Origin of the sequence: Paenarthrobacter sp. NyZ202, from assembly GCF_049860755.1 — a bacterium.
Classification (GTDB): Bacteria; Actinomycetota; Actinomycetes; order Actinomycetales; family Micrococcaceae; genus Arthrobacter.
Genome location: NZ_CP187556.1, coordinates 1,426,414 through 1,442,796 on the forward strand (window position 1 = coordinate 1,426,414; position 16,383 = coordinate 1,442,796).

13 protein-coding genes are annotated in these 16,383 nt (G+C 65.7%); 9 read left to right on the top strand and 4 right to left on the bottom strand.

Features of this window, described 5'->3' with window-relative positions; genetic code table 11:
• Positions 1–9: 9 nt before the first annotated feature.
• Both ACPFL9_RS06730 and sufU read left to right on the top strand, forming a co-directional pair.
• Positions 10–1,335 carry a cysteine desulfurase gene (locus ACPFL9_RS06730; protein ID WP_426006579.1) on the top strand — a complete coding sequence of 442 codons (1,326 nt, stop codon included), beginning with the start codon at positions 10–12 and terminating at the stop codon, positions 1,333–1,335.
• 13 nt (positions 1,336–1,348) lie between these two features.
• A complete protein-coding gene (sufU, locus tag ACPFL9_RS06735) occupies positions 1,349–1,801 on the top strand; it encodes a Fe-S cluster assembly sulfur transfer protein SufU (protein ID WP_426006581.1) in 453 nt (150 codons plus the stop codon).
• Positions 1,802–1,820: 19 nt separating this feature from the next.
• Here sufU and nhaA read toward each other — a convergent pair whose 3' ends face one another.
• The 4 genes from nhaA to ACPFL9_RS06755 form a co-directional block, all read right to left on the bottom strand.
• Complete coding sequence (nhaA, locus tag ACPFL9_RS06740) at positions 1,821–3,119, bottom strand: Na+/H+ antiporter NhaA (protein ID WP_426006583.1); 1,299 nt, start codon at positions 3,117–3,119, stop codon at positions 1,821–1,823.
• A gap of 149 nt (positions 3,120–3,268) precedes the next feature.
• Positions 3,269–3,490 (bottom strand): SCO4848 family membrane protein, encoded by a 222-nt coding sequence (locus ACPFL9_RS06745; protein ID WP_426006584.1) that lies wholly within the window; start codon positions 3,488–3,490, stop codon positions 3,269–3,271.
• A gap of 1 nt (position 3,491) precedes the next feature.
• A complete protein-coding gene (locus tag ACPFL9_RS06750; RefSeq protein ID WP_426006586.1) occupies positions 3,492–3,989 on the bottom strand; it encodes a DUF2505 domain-containing protein in 498 nt (165 codons plus the stop codon).
• A 48-nt stretch (positions 3,990–4,037) separates the two neighbouring features.
• Positions 4,038–5,636 (bottom strand): SDR family oxidoreductase, encoded by a 1,599-nt coding sequence (locus tag ACPFL9_RS06755; RefSeq protein ID WP_426006587.1) that lies wholly within the window; start codon positions 5,634–5,636, stop codon positions 4,038–4,040.
• Between the two features lie 41 nt (positions 5,637–5,677).
• On the opposite strand from ACPFL9_RS06755, the gene mfd reads away from it, so the two are divergent.
• From mfd to ACPFL9_RS06790, 7 genes are all read left to right on the top strand, one after another.
• On the top strand, positions 5,678–9,310 hold the full coding sequence (gene mfd / locus ACPFL9_RS06760) for a transcription-repair coupling factor (protein WP_426006588.1): 3,633 nt from the start codon (positions 5,678–5,680) through the stop codon (positions 9,308–9,310).
• A 5-nt stretch (positions 9,311–9,315) separates the two neighbouring features.
• Entirely contained in the window at positions 9,316–10,122 is an 807-nt protein-coding gene (locus ACPFL9_RS06765; protein WP_426006589.1) for a metal-dependent hydrolase, read from the top strand.
• Between the two features lie 113 nt (positions 10,123–10,235).
• Entirely contained in the window at positions 10,236–11,033 is a 798-nt protein-coding gene (locus ACPFL9_RS06770) for a glycosyltransferase (protein ID WP_426006590.1), read from the top strand.
• Positions 11,030–12,460: a glycosyltransferase family 4 protein gene (locus ACPFL9_RS06775; RefSeq protein ID WP_426006591.1), complete on the top strand. Its 1,431-nt coding sequence runs from the start codon at positions 11,030–11,032 to the stop codon at positions 12,458–12,460. The genes ACPFL9_RS06770 and ACPFL9_RS06775 overlap by 4 nt, the downstream gene beginning before the upstream one ends.
• Positions 12,450–13,892, top strand: a complete 1,443-nt coding sequence (locus ACPFL9_RS06780; RefSeq protein WP_426006592.1) for a lipopolysaccharide biosynthesis protein — start codon at positions 12,450–12,452, stop codon at positions 13,890–13,892. Before ACPFL9_RS06775 ends, ACPFL9_RS06780 begins: the two co-directional genes overlap by 11 nt.
• Complete coding sequence (locus ACPFL9_RS06785) at positions 13,889–15,181, top strand: hypothetical protein (RefSeq protein ID WP_426006593.1); 1,293 nt, start codon at positions 13,889–13,891, stop codon at positions 15,179–15,181. Before ACPFL9_RS06780 ends, ACPFL9_RS06785 begins: the two co-directional genes overlap by 4 nt.
• Positions 15,182–15,185: 4 nt before the next feature.
• The gene (locus ACPFL9_RS06790) at positions 15,186–16,280 is read left to right on the top strand and encodes a glycosyltransferase family 4 protein (RefSeq protein ID WP_426006594.1); all 1,095 of its coding nucleotides are present in this window, start codon (positions 15,186–15,188) and stop codon (positions 16,278–16,280) included.
• The last annotated feature ends 103 nt before the right edge of the window (positions 16,281–16,383 follow it).

The window sequence follows — 16,383 nt, forward strand, 5'->3', positions numbered from 1 at the left end:
GAGCGCCCCTTGACCGTCGTATCAACTCCCGCGTCACTGCAGCCGTCCGTGCATGCCATGGACAATGCGGAGGTCCTGCGGATCCGGAACGACTTCCCCGTGCTGGACCAGTTGGTCCATGGGAAGCCCCTGGTGTATCTGGACTCAGGCGCAACGTCGCAGAACCCGCTGAGCGTCATCGAAGCCGAACAGGAGTTCTACGAACAACGCAATGCCGCGGTCCACCGTGGAGCCCACCACCTTGCCGTGGAAGCCACGGATGCCTTCGAGAACGCCCGCCAGACGGTGGCGGACTTCATAGGTGCGCAGTATGAGGAAACCGTGTGGACATCCAATGCCACGGAGGGCCTCAACCTGATCAGCTATGCCCTGTCCAACGCGGCGCTATGGGCCGCGCAGGGACGGGGTGCTGCCGCCCTGAAGGACCTCGCGATCGGTCCGGGCGACGAGATCGTGGTGACGGAGATGGAACACCACGCCAACCTCATTCCGTGGCAGGAACTGGCCTTCCGCACAGGAGCCACCCTGAAATACATCCCCATCACAGACCAGGGTGCACTGCAACTGGATGCGGCAGCCACGATCGTGGGGGAGCGCACCCGCTTGCTGGCCTTTACGCATGCCTCAAATGTGTTGGGCACCATCAATCCCGTGCCGGAGCTTGTGGCACTGGCCCGCAAGGTGGGGGCACTGGTAGTGCTGGACGCCTGCCAGTCCGCCCCTCACCTGCCCGTCAACGTCAAGGACCTGGACGTCGACTTCGCCGTGTTCTCCGGCCATAAGATGCTGGCTCCCACGGGCGTTGGCGTCCTGTACGGGAAGCAGGACCTCCTGGATGTCCTGCCGCCTTTCCTGACCGGCGGTTCCATGATCACCACGGTCACCATGGACCGTGCCGAATACCTGCCGGCACCGCAGCGTTTCGAAGCCGGGACACAGCGGATTTCCCAGGCTGTTGCCCTCGCCGCAGCGGTGAACTATTTGACGGAAACCGGTGTAGACCGGATCCACGCCTGGGAAACAACGTTGGGACAGCGCCTGGTCGCCGGCCTGGAGAGCATCGACGGCGTTCGTGTCCTGGGTCCGGCATCCGGCGCTGAACGGATTGGCCTGGCCGCCTTCGACGTCGCCGGCGTCCATGCCCATGACGTCGGACAGTTCCTGGACGACCGCGGCATCGCTGTCCGTGTGGGCCACCACTGCGCGCAGCCTCTGCACCGCCGGCTGGGGCTGACGGCCACTACCCGTGCCAGCACCTACCTGTACAACACCACGGACGACGTCGACGTTTTCCTCGACGCCGTCTCCGGCGTGCGGGCGTACTTCCAGGCCTGAAAGGCAGAACCCCATGAGTCTTGACCAGCTGTACCAGCAGATCATCCTGGACCACTCCAAGCAACGCCACGGCAGCGGCCTGGCAGGCACCCCGGCACCGTCCGGAGCGGCCACGGGCCAGTCCCACCAGTTGAACCCGGTCTGCGGCGATGAGGTCACCCTGCGCCTGGCCGTAGCAGACGGGACCGTGCAGCAGATCAGCTGGGACGGAGCGGGGTGCTCGATCTCCATGGCGTCGGCGTCCGTGCTCAGCGAGATGGGCGAGGGCATGGCCGTTGATGAACTGCAGGCCGTAATTGAGAACTTCCGCGAGGTCCTGCGATCCCGGGGCAAGGTCCCGGCCGACCCTGAAATCCTGGGCGACGCGGCCGCGTTCGAGGGTGTGGCCCGCTACGCCGCCCGGGTCAAATGCGCCATGATCTCCTGGGTTGCCGCCGAGGACGCACTGAAGCAGGCCACAGCCTAGCCGCCCTCCCGACGCGGACTCAGGTGCGGCTGAAAACGTCAGGTACGCCGTCGCCGTCGTCATCCCGTACTTCCTCAGCCGCCACCTGCCGGTAGTGCCGGTTGCGGGCCTTAAGCACGACGGCGGCCAGCAGCGCCGAAAGCAGGGAACCTGCCAGGATGGCCACCTTGGCGTGGTCGTTGTGGGACGAACCGGCACCGAAGCTCAGCTCGCCGATCAGCAGGGACACCGTGAAACCGATGCCGGCAAGGAGTGCCAGGCCGAAGAGGTCTATCCAGGCGATGCTTGAGTCCAGGCTGGCGCGGGTGGACTTGGTGATCAGGAACGTGGTGCCGAAGACGCCCACGGCCTTGCCCACCACGAGAGCTGCCACAACCCCCAACGCTACGGGGTCGCGGAGTGCCGATGCCATGCCCTCCGCGCCGCCCAGGGCAACGCCGGCCGAGAAGAAGGCAAAGACGGGAACAGCGAATCCTGCGGAGAAGGGGCGCAGTCGGTGCTCGAAGTACTCGGCGAGTCCTTCGGCGGGCTCGCCTTTCCTTCCGCTGGCAAAGACCGGGACGGCGAACCCCAGCAGCACTCCGGCCACCGTGGCATGGATCCCGGAAGCATGGACGAGTGCCCAGGTGGCCAGGGCCAGGGGGAGCAGCAGATACCAGTTGCGGATGCGCTTCTGCACCAGGAAGGTGAAGATCCCCAGTGGCACCAGCGCGGCCAAAAGCATGAGCGGCTGGAGGCCGGAGGAGTAGAAGAAGGCGATGATGCCGATCGCGATGAGGTCATCGACCACGGCGAGGGTGAGCAGGAACGTCCGCAGGGCGGCTGGGAGATGCGTGTTGATGACTGCGAGGACGGCCAAGGCGAAGGCGATGTCCGTTGCCGTGGGGATGGCCCAGCCTTTGAGGGTCTCCGGTCCCGAGCCGAGGTTGAACAGTACATAGATGAGCGCCGGGACCATGACGCCGCCCACGGCCGCTGCCACCGGGACCACGGCACGTGCGGGTTTGCGGAGTTCCCCGGCAACGAATTCACGTTTGAGTTCAAGGCCCGCCAGGAAGAAAAAGACTGCAAGCAGCCCATCGGAGGCCCAGTGGCCCAGGCTGAGGTCCAGGTGCCAGGGTTCGTAGCCGGCCTTGAGGTCGCGCAGCCCGAAGTACGAGCCGGCAGCGGGGGAGTTGGCCCAGACCAGCGCCACGACAGTTGCTGCAAGGAGGAGGGCCCCGCCTACTGTCTCCGTCCGCAGGATCGCAAGGATGCGGCGGTACTCGGGATAGCTGGAACGGGCGAAGATCTTGCTGGGTGTGCTGGGTTCGGCCATGCGGGCTCCTTGGCTGGTTCGGGGTATCACAATGACTCCGCCGACCAGACTTCCCGGCACACCAACACCCATCTTACCCAAGTAAGTAGCAGTAGAGCGCGTTATGAACGGTCAAAACGCGCTCTACTGCGACCCAGTTGGGTGAGGGGTCAGGCGAGGAGGCCTGCGACGCCGATGACAGCCGTCGCGAGGCCCAGCACCATGGAGATGGTCACCAGGACCACGTGCACGGTCAGGAACTTCGTCGCCTTGCCGGCGGCGTCGCGGGCGCGCGGGTCCTTCATGACGCGCTTGAGGAACTGCGGCCACACGACCAGCGACCACACACCCGCAATGATCAGGATGACCGCCAGGATCGCGGGAATGTCCACGCTAGTGGCTTTCGAGCCAGGCCTGGGCCTGCTGCGACTGGATGTTCAGGGCCTTGCCCACCATCGGCTCCGCGGCATCGGCGATCTTGCCGCCGAGGAACGGCACCGAAGACTTGACGTTGCCTTCGAGTTCGATGCGGGTGCTGCCACCCTCGGCCACGAGGCGCTGGACCGCGGTGACGTCCAACGGTGCGCCGGCCACCTTGAGGGCGATCGTGCTGGCACGCGAACCGTCGGCAGCGGGGGCTTCCCACTGCTCGGTCTGGGTGACCGTGAGGCTCTCGCCGACGAACTTGCGCGCAATATCCGGAAGGCGCGTCGTGGGAAGCGTGCGGACGGTGGTGGTGCTGAAGGCGCCGGCGGTGTCGCCGTCGATCGTGAACGATTCCAGGGAGCCGCCCACCAGTTCGCTCGTGTGGCGCAGGAAGTCCTCGTTGACGAATACGGCGGTGACGCGGTCTACGCTGTGCGGCAGGGTGGTGGATGCACTCAGGGCCATGGGTCCTCCGTGGATTGGGGTTATGGAGCTCTTTTAGCTCCCAACATCCTACGGGGTGTCCTTGGCGACCTCTGAACCGGCAGCTTCCTGCAGGGTGATGGCAGCGGCGGAAATGTTCCGTGCCATGGATGGGAAAATGACGCCGTGAAACGGATAGACACCAAGCCAGTACAGTCTTCCGCCCAAACCGCGGGGGAAGAAAATGGCGCGTTGCTTGTAGAGGCTCCCGCCGCCGTCGGGCTCCACTGCCAACTCGAGCCAGGCGCGCCCGGGCGCGCGCATCTCCGCCCGCAACCGCAGCAGGTGCCCCCGGTCGATGGCCTCCACGCGCCACCAGTCCACCACCTCGCCCGTGCCGAGCGTCTTGGGGTGGCGGCGTCCGCGCAGCAGGCCCGCACCGCCCTGGAGCTTGTCCAGCCACCCCCGCACCCGCCACGCCAGCGGCAGCGAGTACCAACCGTTTTTCCCGCCAATGCCCTCGATCACGGTCCATACGTGCTCCGGCCGGGCTGTGCTGTGGAACGTGCGGGTGTCCGTGTAGACCTTGTAGCCGGCCCAGTCGGGGTCGCTCGGCAGAGGATCGGCGTCAATGCCGGCATTGGCCCAGGTGGTCTCCACCTGGCCGTCGCGTTCCTTGCCGAGCGCCAGGGCGACAGCGCGGCGGTAGGGCGTCAGGCCGCCGTCGGGCTGGGGAATGTAACGGTCGACGTCGTGCTCCCGCGACACAGCGTCGTGCTGCAACGACTGGACCAGCGGCAAGGACATGGACAACGGGATGGGCGTCACCAACGCAACCCAGAGCCCGGCCAGCTTGGGCGCAGGCACCGGCAAGGCGATGACCAGCCGGCGGGGCAAACCGCGTTCCACTGCGTACTCGTTCATCATGTCCTTGTATTTCAGGACGTCACGGGAACCGATGTCGAAGGTCCGGTTGAGGCGGTCCGGGAGCGTGGCAGCCGCAACGAGGTAGTGCAGGACGTCCCGGACGGCTATGGCTTCGATCCGGTTGTTGACCCAACTGGGTGCCGGCATCACGGGCAGGGTGTCAGCCAGATGGCGGATCATCTCGAACGACGCAGAGCCGGACCCGATCACCACGCCGGCCTGGAACACGATCGAGTCCACCCCGGAGTCGAGGAACACCCGGCCCACCTTTTCCCGGGAGCGCATGTGCGTTGACAGCAGGGCATCGTCAGGATGCAGCCCGCCCAGATACACGATCCTGTCCACCTTCGCCGCCGCAGCCGCGGAGGCGACCAACATGGCCATGGACTCTTCCTTCGCCTCGAACCCGCTGCCGGAGGCCATGGAATGCACCAGGTAATACAGCACCTCCACGTCCGCCAGTGCCTTTTCCAGGGCGGCGCCGTCCGACAACGAGTCCTGGATCACCTCCACATCCTGCCGCCACGGCACGTCGGCGATTTTCTGAGGCGTCCTGACCACCACCTTGACACGATGGCCGGCCTCCAGGAGCCGGGGCACCAGCCGGCCTCCGATATAGCCGGTGGCTCCGGTGACGAGGACTGTTCTGGGCTGCTGCACTGTGCGGGACCGCTTTCCTTCGGTTGGCTGCAAGGGAACTCCTGGGGCCGGAGGGAGGGGTAGGCTGGAATGACCCGGCAATTCGTTTGAATTTCCGGGCATTTGTGTTGCCTGCCCTTGGACCCACCCTAGGAGTTTCAGCCATGAGCCTCAACGGTCTGCGCCGCGCGTTGGCGGAGGACAAGACTTTTGCGCGCGTCCGGACAGAGGCTGGGCGGCCTTTCGCGTCGCGCAGCACGGACTACCAGATCAGCGCGCCGACGGGCATGCGGTCTGTCCTGCTCGCTGAAATGGCCGATGCCCTGGCCGGTGGCCCGGAAAACCCCGTGGTGCTTGCCGTGACAGCCACCGGCCGCGAGGCCGAGGACCTGACGGCCGCGCTCGCCTCCTACCTTCCGGCAGAGTCAGTGGCCACCTTCCCCAGCTGGGAGACCCTCCCGCACGAACGGCTTTCGCCGCGTTCGGACACCGTGGGGCGCCGGCTTTCCGTCCTGCGGCGCCTGGCCCATCCGGAAAGCTCGACGGCGGCGGCGTTGCGTGTGGTGGTTGCTCCCGTCCGCGCCGTGGTCCAGCCGATTGTGGCCGGGCTGGGTGACCTCGTCCCCGTCACGCTGAAGGTGGGCCAGGAGCGATCCTTCACCGACGTGGTCAGGGCACTGTCCGACGCCGCCTACGCCCGCGTGGACATGGTGACCCACCGCGGCGAATTCGCAGTCCGCGGCGGCATCCTCGATGTTTTCCCGCCCACCGAGGACCACCCGATCCGCGTGGAGTTCTTCGGCGACGAGGTAGACCAGATGCGCTGGTTCGCGGTCGCCGACCAGCGCTCGCTGTCCGCCCCCGGTATCCACCACCCCACCGAACTGCATGCACCGCCGTGCCGCGAAATCCTCATCACGCCCTCGGTCATGTCCCGTGCGGCCAAGCTGAAGGCAGACATGCCTGCCGCGGCGGACATGTTGGAGAAGATCGCCGGTGGGATCGCCGTGGAAGGCATGGAGTCCCTGGCGCCGGTCCTGGTGGACGCCATGGTTCCGTTCGTGGACCAGCTTCCGGCAGGTTCATTGACCGTGGTGATCGAACCGGAGAAGGTGCGCACGCGCGCACACGATCTCGCGGCGACCAACGAAGAATTCCTTGAGGCGGCCTGGTCAACAGCGTCCGACGGCGGGACCGCACCTTTGGCGCTTGACACTGCCCTGTTGTCCCGCGCCTCCACGGACCTGCATGCGGCCAGTTTCCGTTCCCTCACGGACACCCGTTCCTCTGCCCTGGCACACGATGTGTCCTGGTGGTCCATCACCTCACTGGCATCCGACGAGGACCTGGTCCTCGATATCGACGTCCTCAACCTGCATGCCCGGGAGCCGCGCGGATACCAGGGCGATGTTGCGGAGATGCTGGACTTCATCGGTGGCCGGGTCCGTGACCAATGGCGCGTGGTGGTGGTGACGGATGGCCCGGGCCCCGCGCAGCGCCTGGCCGAGTTGTTCCACGACGCCGACATTCCGTGCAGCCGCGTGGATTCCCTGGACACAGAACCCCAGCCGGGAATCATCGAGGTGACCTGTGCCGCCGTCGGGCGTGGCTTTGTGCTGGACGGCCTCAAACTGGGCCTCCTCACCGAAGCCGACCTTCTCGGACGCGCGTCCGCAAGCTCCACCAAGGACATGCGCCGGATGCCGTCCAAGCGGCGGAACGCCGTGGATCCGCTGCAACTGCACGCAGGCGACTTCGTGGTCCACGAGCAGCACGGCATCGGCAAGTTCGTGGAACTCATCCAGCGCAAGGTGGCGGGAACGTCGGCCTCGGATGCGGGCCTTCGCGAGTACCTTGTCCTGGAGTACGCGCCCTCCAAGCGTGGCGCTCCCGGCGACCGGCTGTTCGTTCCCACGGACCAGCTGGACCAAGTGACCCGCTACGTCGGCGGCGATACACCGGCGCTGAGCAAGATGGGCGGCGCGGACTGGGCCAGCACCAAGTCCAAGGCCCGCAAGGCCGTCAAGGAAATCGCGGGCGAACTGATCCGCCTGTACTCGGCCCGCATGGCCTCCCGCGGACACGCCTTCGCCCCGGACACCCCGTGGCAGCGTGAACTTGAGGAAGCATTCCCCTACGTTGAGACCCCGGACCAGTTGACCACCATCAACGAGGTCAAGGCGGACATGGAACGCGAAATCCCCATGGACCGGCTGGTGTCCGGCGACGTGGGCTACGGCAAGACCGAGATCGCTGTCCGTGCTGCCTTCAAAGCCGTCCAGGACGGGAAGCAGGTGGCGGTCCTGGTGCCCACCACCCTCCTGGCCCAGCAGCACTACGAAACCTTCACTGAGCGGTTCTCCGGCTTCCCCCTGCGGGTCAAGCCGCTGTCCCGCTTCCAGACCAGCAAGGAAGCAAAGGAGACGGCGGAGGGCGTCAAGAACGGCTCCGTGGATGTGGTGATTGGAACCCATCGCCTGCTGTCCAAGGATTTCGAGTTCAAGGACCTTGGCCTGGTGATCGTGGACGAAGAGCAACGGTTCGGCGTGGAGCACAAGGAAGCGCTCAAGAAGATGCGCACCAACGTGGACGTGCTGGCCATGAGTGCCACGCCGATCCCGCGTACCCTGGAAATGTCCCTGACGGGTATCCGCGAGACCTCCACCCTGGCCACGCCGCCGGAAGAACGCCATCCCGTGCTGACATACGTCGGTCCTTTCACCAACAAGCAGACCTCGGCAGCCATCCGGCGTGAGCTCATGCGCGAAGGGCAGGTGTTCTTCGTGCACAACCGGGTCTCCTCGATCGAGCGCGTTGCCGCTCAGATCCGTGAACTGGTTCCCGAAGCCCGGGTGGAAGTGGCCCACGGCCAGATGTCCGAGAGCCGCCTGGAAAAGATCATCGTGGACTTCTGGGAGAAGCGCTTTGACGTCCTGGTGTGCACCACCATCATTGAGACCGGCCTGGACATCTCCAACGCCAACACGCTCATCGTCGACGGCGCGGACAAATACGGGCTGTCCCAGCTCCACCAGCTCCGTGGCCGCGTGGGCCGTGGCCGCGAGCGGGCCTATGCCTACTTCCTCTACCCCTCGGAGAAGCCGCTGGGCGAGGTGGCACTGGAGCGTCTCAAGGCCGTGGCGGCGCACAACGAATTGGGCGCCGGCATGCAGTTGGCCATGAAGGACCTGGAGATCCGTGGTGCAGGCAACCTGCTCGGCGGTGAGCAGTCCGGCCACATCCAGGGTGTGGGTTTCGACCTTTACATCCGTCTGGTGGGCGAGGCTGTGGCCGAGTACCGGGGCGAGGCCGAAGAAAAGGCTGCAGAAATGAAGATCGAGCTGCCCGTCAACGCGCACCTGCCACATGACTATGTGCCCGGCGAACGGCTCCGGCTCGAGGCGTACCGGAAGCTGGCCGCTGCGGTGACGAACGAGGCCATCGACGAGGTCCTGGCCGAGCTCGTGGACCGCTACGGTGAGCCGCCGCTGCCTGTGCAGAACCTCATTGCCGTGGCCCGCTTCCGTGTGGGCGCGCGCGAAGCCGGCCTGTCCGACGTCGCGCTCCAAGGCAACTTCATCCGCTTCTCGCCAGCGCAACTGCCTGAATCCAAAGTCATGCGCCTCAACCGCATGTACCCGGGTTCGCAGGTCAAGCCCGCGCTTGACGCTGTCCTCATTCCGAAGCCCAAGACCGCCCGGATCGGTGGCCGCGACCTGCAGGACGCCCAGATCCTCGAGTGGGCCAATAGCGTGATCGAGGCCATCTTCACCGACGTACCCGTAAAGGCTGGCTAGCTTCAATGATGGGAGGACACCACGCCGCGTCGGGAGCCGCGGCGTGGATCGCCATTGCCTCGACCGGCCCCTATGCCCTGGGCTGGTATCCGCTGGATTCCACCGGCATCCTGATTGGAGCCATGGCGACGGCGGGCACCGCGCTCGTGTGCGACTGGGACCACCGGCACAGCACGATCGCCAACTCGTTGCCGCCACTGTCCAATGTCATCGCGGTGGGCATCGAGAAGGCCAGCGGCGGGCACCGGCAGGGGACGCACTCGCTGCTGGGTGCCTCGGCGTTCGTGGTGCTGGCGGCCATGGCGGCCCAGTTCCAGGTGGTTACCCCCGTGGGCAAGCTCTCCGTGGGCGCCGGACTGCTGTGCATGTTCATGATCAACCTGGCTGCCAAGGCCCTGAACCTGTTTCCCAAATCGGGGTGGATCACCAACTGGCTGTTCGCGCTGGCCATGGCCGGTCTGGTGACCTGGTTCGCGCCCGGCCAGTGGGGGTGGCTGCCGCTGTCCATGCTGACCGGCGTCGTTGTCCACATCGTGGGGGACATGATCACGGTGGGCGGAGTGCCCCTGCTGTGGCCGATCGTCATCAAGCCACCCAAGTTCCTCAGGAAGTCGCTGGTGAGCGGCATCTGGCGGGCCAACGGGGCGTTCTCGATTCCGCTGCTGGGCCGTGCGGGGTCCCGGCGGGAGTGGCTGGTCCTTATTCCCGTGAGTGGCTACGCCATGGTAGGCATGGCGACGTCCGCGTGGGCTTTGGCTGAGCAACACTGGCCCGGCGTCCTGGCCGCGCTGATGGCCTTCTCCAACGGCTGAGCACCAATCGCTTGAGCCTTCATCAATGGCGTCATGTAATGCCTCCTGTCTCCACTCCCTAGCGGAGGGCACCAGCCCAACAGCCAAGTGGGTTCGGGATGATGGAGGATCAGATGGTACCGCTGCATGCGCGCAGCACGCACGCCGCTATTGTGGAAAGTCCCCATACCCGCCACGCCACGATGTCGCTGCGGCGCTCGCGTGTGGACCTCGAGGTGGTGATTCCCGCCTACAACGAGGCTTCGCGGATCCAGTTCACGCTCCAGCGTGCCGTCGACTTCCTGGCACAGCAACCGTGGTCTTCACGCATCGTGGTGGTGGACAACGCCAGCGTGGATGAGACCGGCGCGCTGGTCCGGCGTCTCTCGCGGGAGGCGGGGGACAAGGTCCCGGTTTCGGTTATCGGATGTTCACGGCGCGGCAAAGGGGCTGCCGTCCGCCGCGGCCTGCTGAGCGGCACGTCCAAGTACACGGGTTTCTTCGATGCGGACCTGGCTACGCCCCTGGAAACCCTGACAGAAGTCATGTCCCACCTCGAGCTTGGCGCGCCGGCCGTGATCGGTTCGCGGCACGCCCCCGGTTCCCGGCTGATCCGGCGCCAGCAGTTTGGACGTCGGCTGGGTGGCAAAGCATTCCGGGTACTGACCAGGTCAAAGGTCAAAGGCATCTTTGACACGCAGTGCGGGTTCAAGTTCTTTGAGCGCGACGCCTTGACGGCCGCAATGGTCCAATGCCGTGCCACGGGCTTTGCCTTCGACGTCGAACTCCTGCTCCGGTTGCAGCACCAGGGCGCCCGCATCATCGAGTTGCCCGTGGCTTGGACGGACGGGGAAGCATCCACGTTCCGGCCTGTCCAGGACGGACTTGCGAGCTTCGCTTCCGTTCTTCAACTCCAGAAGCCCAAGCCATGAGTCCGATGCCGGTGGCACGTAATGCCGACCTCGCCGGCAAGAGTGTGCTGGTACTCAACTGGCGGGACATCAGGCACTCACAAGCAGGTGGCGCAGAACAGTACATGCACCAGATCTCGCGCCGATGGGTCGAGGCCGGTGCACGGGTCACGTGGTATACCGGACGCGACCACGGCCAATCCGCCGAAGACACCATTGACGGCATCCGTATCCTGCGCTCCGGCGGCACACTGGCCGTCTACGCCTACGCCGCGTTGCGGCTGTTGCGCACCCGCGGCCACTTTGACGCAATCGTGGATTGCCAGAATGGAATCCCCTTCTTTTCGCCCCTGTTTGTCCAGGGCGGTCCGCCGATCGTCCAGGTGGTGCACCATGTGCACCAGGAACAGTTCAGCACCAGGTTCTCCCCGCCGCTGGCCGCACTGGGACGCTTCCTGGAAAGCACGGGAGCGAAGGCTGCCTACGGCCAGAGGGCCATTGCGGCCGTGTCCCCGTCCACCAGGATGGAACTGCGCAAGCTCGGCTTTTCCGGGCCTATCCACGTGGTGCCGAACGGCAGCATCGACCTGCCCACGGTGGCAGGTGACAAGGCTGCCGACCCCACTATTGCCGTAGTCAGCAGGTTGGTGCCGCATAAGCGGCTGGAACTGCTTTTGGGGCAGGTGGCCGCGGCAGCCCGGGACATCCACACCTTGAAGCTGGACATTGTGGGCGACGGACCGGAACGGCCGCGATTGCAGCAGCTGGCGACCGACCTTGGCCTGGACCACATGGTGACTTTTCATGGCTATCTGCCCAACCAGGAACGGGACCGCCTGCTTGGCAGGGCATGGCTGACCGCCTCCACGTCCGCCTCGGAGGGATGGGGCTGCTCTGTCATTGAAGCCGCCGCGTGGGGCGTTCCCTGCCTTGCGCTGAGGGTTCCGGGCATCAGGGACTCGGTGGTCGACGGCCGGACCGGATGGCTCGTTGACACACCGAAGGAGTTCGGTGCCGCCTTGCTGGTGGCGTTGGACACCATGGCAGACCCATCCGCGGCCCGCACCATCACTGCACAATGCCGCGACTGGGCGCAGTGCTTTACCTGGGACCGGAGTTCGGCCCTGCTGGCCGGTGTCGTGATGGAGGAAGTACTCCGCCAACGCTCTCCCGGCCTCCGCCCCGCCTCCGACATGTCAACGCTGGCCCGGTTCCGGATGCCCGATGGGGTGGATCTCCGCACCATCCTAGGGCCCACCGACGAAGTCAGGGACAACGGAGCGGGTGAGGTCACCGTCCTGTTGAAAGGGAGGGATGAGTTCGAAGCCTTTGCCGTGCTGCAGCGGATCGGTGTTACGGCTCCGGAACTCAGGGCGGCCGGGCGCAATGTACTCGTGGCGGGGCCGCGGGACGCTTCCACCTTGGCAGATTCGGCTGATGGGCACTGAGGGAAGGACCGGTGGCGCGCCGCCCGCCGCAAAAATTGCCCGCAGCAGCGGAGTGCTGGCTGTATCGGCAGGTGTAGTCGGCGTGCTCAGCTACGCATGCACCCTGTTGATGGCCACCATGCTCAGTACGGCTGACTACACCAGGTTCGCCGCCGCCGCCATGATGCTGGGCATGGTGGGGATTGTGGCATCCGCGCTGGTGCCGTTGCCGTTGTCGCACGTGGTGGCCGTCCACCCCGCAGGTTCGCTGGAACGCAGGGACGGTATGGCTTTCTCGGTTTTTGTATCCGGCCTTGCCGGTGTTGCTGCTGCATTGGTGACCGGGACGATCACCCTGGCCCTGGGTTCTCCTTCTCTGGCAGGGGCGGTGGCGCTGGGGTCGATGGCGATCTTCGCGGTCACCGCACCAGCCGGGTGGCTGCAGGGTGAACTTCGATTTTCCTGGTACGCCGTGACCAATGTCGGAGAAGTCCTGGCCCGGTTCCTGTTCAGCCTCCTGGTGGTGGCCCTTGCCTGGGGCGCAGGGGGAGCGGTGCTTGGATTCGCCGTGGGCTCCGTGGTGCCGCTGGTAGTTCCAGCGTCCTTCTACCGCGACCTGCAGTGGCGGCCCAGCGTGTTGCGGGAGAGGGGGAGATGGGCCGAAACGGGCGACATCGCGTCGGTCTTGTGCGTTGTTTCCGTGCTGGTGGGCCTGGACGTGGTGGTGGTCGGTTTCCTTGACGGTGGCTCGGTGCCCGCTGCCGGTTTCCAGGCCCTGGCCACCATTGCCAAGGGGCCGGTGTACGTTGCAGCAGGGACGGCCCTGGTGGCCTTTCCGCTGCTTCGCACCCCTGGCGCGGACATCCGGCAGGTCCTGACGGATGCGTTTACGTCATTCGGCGAGCTGGCAGTCGTGGCCTTTTCCATCATTGCCACGGCACCTCACACCGTGGCGGGAATCATCATCCCGGCGAAATACCATGGCTCGCTCGCTTCGCTGCCGTGGTTGGCTGCCGCCGGTCTTGGCTACGCCGTCATCATGGTGTTGTCCACGATTCTGCTGGCCCTGGGAGCTTACCGGCGTTGCCAGTTGGGTCTTGTGTTTGCCACGGCGCTGATCCTGGCTGCGCTATGGGGCGGCTGGCAGTTGCAGGGAGTGGCCGGGCTGACGATCGGTTCGGCTCTGGGTTCCGTGGCTGCAGCCCTGGTGCTCGCCGCAATGGCCCGGCCCGTGATGAACGGCAGATCCGGGAAAAGAAACCGGGCCAGGCCCCTGTGCCTCGCCGTCGCAGTGGTTGCTGCTTTGGCAGCGGCAGCCTGGCTGCATCCGGTTGTTTGGCTCATTCTGGCTGCCGCCGTGGGTGCAGCAGCACTGATCCGGCAGCGCGGGCAGGGGGCACCGCGACCCGCGTCGGCGGCAGCACATCAACGGCATGCCGGAGGACGGCCATGACGGCAACGGGACGGAGGTCGCTGCACCGGCAGTCCCTGGCCTGGGTCTCAAGCATCGGCCGGCAACCCGGAAGCATGGTTCTGCGCCTGGTGAGCAGCCGGATCTTTGGTGCTTTCGCAGTGGGTGCCGGGGCGTTGTGCGTCCGCGCTGTGGGGTTGGAACGTGCCTTCGAGGTGTGGGTCGATGAGCTCCTCTACGTCCAGTTGGGGCAGTCAGTCAGCGCCGGCCACTTTCCCACCCTGCCGGACGGGCCGTTCTTCCTGCATCCGCCGGGGTACTTCCTGCTTGAGGCGGCGGTGATCTCGGGCTATGGCATTCTGTGCAAGGACTTCTTCATCATCTGTACTGCCGCCCCGCTGGTGCTGGCTGCGGTCTGGAAACGCACCCTGCCCTGGCGTCAGGCCGGTGTGGTTCTGGCTTCCTCTGCAGTGCCCTACACGGCCTACCTGATGGTGGTGGCCCTCAACGGATTCCTTCCCTCGTGGTGGGAGGCCAAGAGCCAAGGACTGTTGAGGGTGAGTGGGGTGGAGAAGAGCACGGGCTTCACCGCGGAAGGTTCGCCCAGCATCGTCGACAGGCTGGTAGAGCAAAGCGCCACCTTCGGAACCAGTTATGTCCTGCTGGCGCTGTGTCCGATCGCGGGACTCCTGCTGTGTTTCAGCCTCAGCGCGCCGTGCCGGCTGCTTGGCCTCGTGGGACTGGGGCTGGGCACTGCGGGAGCCTACAGTGCCCTCTTCGGCACCTTCGAAGAGCAGTACGGTTACGGTGTCATGGTTGCCGGCGTCATCTGCGCGGTATTGGCGGTGACGGAGCTGCGGCACCGGTTCACTCGGGGACGAAGGGTCTTGACCGCCATTGCAGCCTGCTTCGTCGCCATGACCATCCTGCTGGGAACCAGGACCGTCGCCACCGTGGACAGCGGCTTTGTCCAGGCCAGGGAATGGGTCCGGACCCATCTGCCCGCCGATGCCCGCGTCAGCGTCACCAACAGCACCGGCAAGCACATCTTCGAGCACGATCCACGGTTCGGCGTCTGGCCATCCGCGGCCCTGATGCAGGCACACGGCGCCAGCTACATCCTCACCCAATCAGCACCCACACTGCAGGGATATGGCTATGCCAACCCCACCATGCTGGCATGGCTTGAGGAACATGCTGTGGCCGTCTTCAGCGCTTCCGGACCCACCAACGGCCGGACAACGTTGTGGTGGGTGGACGGGCAGGATTTGAAGGAAGCCGCTGCCACCAACGTTGGGTCCCCGTCCAAGGACTCCGGAACAGAACGGTAGGAGCATGAGAATACTGCATCTGGGCTTTGAAGACCCCGCCATGCCTGGGGCAGGCGGCGGTTCGGTCAGGACGCACGAGATCAACCGGCGGCTCGCCACCCAAGGATTCTCCATCACCGTGCTGACCACGCGGTACCCGGGGTGGGCGGAACGGACACAGGACGGGGTGCACTATGTGCCGATTGGCTTCGGCCAGGGGAGGAACCGGCTCACGAGGCTGCTTTCCTACATCCTTCGCCTCCCCGTCGAATCCCGTCAACGCAGGGACGGCATGGACCTGGTGGTGGAGGACTTCTTCGCACCGTTCTCCACCATGGCGGCTCCGGCCTGGACCGGCAGGCCAACCCTTGCCATGGTCCAGTGGCTCCACGCCCGGGACAAAGCCAGGCAGTACAAACTGCCCCTCCACTGGTTGGAACTGATGGGGGTACGCCGGCATCGGCGGGCTATCGCCGTGTCCCAAGGCATCGCAGACCGGCTCGCTGCCATGAATCCGGCGCTGCACACAGAGGTGATCGGCAACGGCGTTGACCCTGAAGCCTGGAAGCAGGACCCACGACCCGGTCGCGATGTCCTGTACATCGGCCGCCTGGAATTCGGGGCCAAAGGCCTTGACCTGCTGATCGAGGCGTGGCGGCAGTGCATCGACCGCATGGACGGTAACCTGCTGATCGCCGGGACCGGCCCGGATGAGGAGAAGCTGCGTGGGGCAATCATGAAGGCCGGACTATCCGGTCGGGTGCGGCTGATGGGGTGGCTGTCCGGCGAACCGAAGTTCCGGGCCATGGCCAACGCCCGGTTGGTGGTTGTTCCGTCCAGGCAGGAAACCTTCGGCCTGGTGGCCCTTGAGGCGCTCGCCGTGGGAACGCCCGTGGTTGCCTTCAGGATTCCTTGCCTCCGGGAGATCGTTCCGGAGGGAACGGGCTGGCTGGTTCCGCCTTTCCACGCCGCAGCGCTCGCCGACGAACTGGTCCTGAGGTATCCGCAGGCGGGAACGGAGGACCTGGCCGGGGCATGCCGGGAGTTTGCCCGGCGGTTCGATTGGGACTCTCTGGCAGAGTTGCAGGCCCGCGCCTACCGCAGCGCGACGGCGGCATGACATGACATTCGGCTTTCCCGTTGAACGCCGGGAGGAGCAGGGCGCCCCGTGGCTTTTCCTCTCACCCCACCTGGACGACGCCGTGCTGTCCTGTGCGGCGCTC